The organism is Hansschlegelia beijingensis, from assembly GCF_045505405.1.
Classification (GTDB): domain Bacteria; phylum Pseudomonadota; class Alphaproteobacteria; order Rhizobiales; family Methylopilaceae; genus Methylopila; species Methylopila beijingensis_A.
Genome location: NZ_JBJKEX010000471.1, coordinates 1 through 1858, shown reverse-complemented (window position 1 = coordinate 1858; position 1858 = coordinate 1). Strand labels below are relative to the sequence as shown.

The following is a 1858-nucleotide window of genomic DNA, read 5'->3' as shown; positions in this document are numbered from 1 at the left end:
GCGCGAGCGCACCGGAGCAGGTCGGGGCGCCGGCTGAGGCGCTGCGACGCACGGCTCACGGCGCGCTCGCCCGCCTCGGCGAGAGCATCGAGCGCTTCCATTTCAACCGCTGCGTGGCCGCCGCCAACGAACTCGCGAACGCGCTCGGCCAGGCGCTTCAGGCCACTCGCGAGCCGGACGCCGACATGCGCTTCGCGCTGCGCGAGGCGGCGGAGATCCTGGTGCGGATGATCGCGCCCTTCACGCCGCATCTGGCCGAGGAGTGCTGGGCGGCGCTCGGACATGAGACGCTCGTCGCCGAGGAGGCGTGGCCGGAGGCCGATCCCGCGCTGCTCGCCTCCGATTCCGTGACCCTGCCGGTGCAGGTGAACGGCAAGAAGCGCGACGAGATCGTGGTTCCGCGTGACGCAGACGCCGCGACGATCGAAAAAATGGTACGAGAACTCGATGTCGTTCTGAAGGCGGTCGGCGACAAGCCGATCCGCAAGGTCATCGTCGTGCCGCAGAGGATCGTGAATGTCGTCGCTTGATCCGCGCTTCGTCCGGCTTGGCCTGGCTTTCGGCCTGGCGCTTCTGGTCGCCGGCTGCTTCCGCCCCGTCTATGGCGACATGTCCACGCCTGGCGTCCTGGCCAAGGACGGTGGCGGAGGCGACGTCGCCGCGGCGCTCAAGACCGTCGAGGTCAAGCCCATCGAGGGCCGCGTCGGCGGCAAGATGCGCAACGAGCTCATCTTCATGCTCAGGGGGGGCGCCGGCCCGGGCGCGGTCGCCTACCGGCTCGAGGTGAGGAGCATCAACGAGATCGGCCAGTCTGCGGTGGTCGATCCGCTGACCGACGTGCAGGAGACGCGGACGATCTCGCTGGCGGTGCAGTACGTGCTGACCCGCGCCGGGTCGATCGATCCGCTGTTCACCGGCAACGCGCTCGCGACCGCCACCTATTTCGCCGGCCTGCAGCGCTTCGCGAACGTCCGCGCCGAGCGGGACGCCGAGGATCGCGCCGCCACCCAGATCGCCGAGCGCATCCGCGCCCGGCTGGTGAGCTACTTCGCGACCGGCAAGTAAGCGCAGCGGCGGCCGTCTGGCCCCCGTGGGGGCCGGCCGCCGGCCTTAGTCCGCCTTGGCGGCTTTCGCGCGCTCGATCGCTTCGATGATCATGCGCTCGGCCTCGTCGACGCCGCCCCAGCCCAGCGGCTTCACCCACTTGTCGCCTTCGAGGTCTTTGTAGTGCTCGAAGAAGTGCGTGATCTGGTCGAGCGTGATGCTGGGCAGCTGATCGTAGCTGGTGATCTGCTCGTAGCGCCGCGTGAGGTGGGCCGACGGCACCGCGATGATCTTCTCGTCGAGGCCCTTCTCGTCCTCCATCTTGAAGACGCCCACCGGACGGCAGCTCATCACCGCGCCGGGCGCGATCGCGCGCGTGTTGGCGACGAGCACGTCGATCGGATCGCCGTCTTCGGAGAGCGTATGGGGAATGAAGCCGTAATTCCCCGGATAGCGCATGGAGGTGTAGAGGAAGCGGTCGACGAACAGCGTCCCTGCGGCCTTGTCGAGCTCATACTTGATAGGCTCGCCGCCGATCGGCACCTCGACGATGACGTTCACGTCCTTCGGAGGGTTGGCGCCGATTGGAATGGCTTCGATACGCATGGACGTCCTCATTTGGCGGTCGTGCGCCTCTGTAGCGGAGCGATGCGGCCGCGAGCAACAGCTAGAAGCCGCGATGGCTGAGTCCGGGGCTGATTCTCTGCCGATCGACGAGGCTCTGCCGCGTCTGATGGCGGCGCTCGAGCGCGGCGACGCGGTGCTGGTCGCGCCGCCCGGCGCCGGCATCAGACGCGGCAGAGCCTCGTCGATC

3 protein-coding genes are annotated in these 1858 nt (G+C 68.4%); 2 read left to right on the top strand and 1 reads right to left on the bottom strand.

Features of this window, described 5'->3' with window-relative positions:
- Positions 1-530, top strand: a 530-nt coding sequence (locus tag ACIKT0_RS17675) for a class I tRNA ligase family protein (RefSeq protein ID WP_407106652.1), incomplete at its 5' end; no start/stop codon positions are given.
- Positions 517-1065: an LPS assembly lipoprotein LptE gene (gene lptE, locus ACIKT0_RS17670; protein ID WP_407106651.1), complete on the top strand. Its 549-nt coding sequence runs from the start codon at positions 517-519 to the stop codon at positions 1063-1065. The genes ACIKT0_RS17675 and lptE, both read left to right, overlap by 14 nt.
- Positions 1066-1110: 45 nt before the next feature.
- Here lptE and ppa read toward each other — a convergent pair whose 3' ends face one another.
- Positions 1111-1650: an inorganic diphosphatase gene (ppa, locus tag ACIKT0_RS17665; RefSeq protein ID WP_407106650.1), complete on the bottom strand. Its 540-nt coding sequence runs from the start codon at positions 1648-1650 to the stop codon at positions 1111-1113.
- Between the last annotated feature and the right edge of the window lie 208 nt (positions 1651-1858).

What these genes read in the sequence shown, in the direction of transcription:
- lptE (WP_407106651.1), top strand. Translation starts at nt 517, where the DNA reads ATGTCGTCGCTTGATCCGCGCTTCGTCCGGCTTGGCCTGGCTTTCGGC.
- ppa (WP_407106650.1), bottom strand. Translation starts at nt 1,650, where the DNA reads ATGCGTATCGAAGCCATTCCAATCGGCGCCAACCCTCCGAAGGACGTG.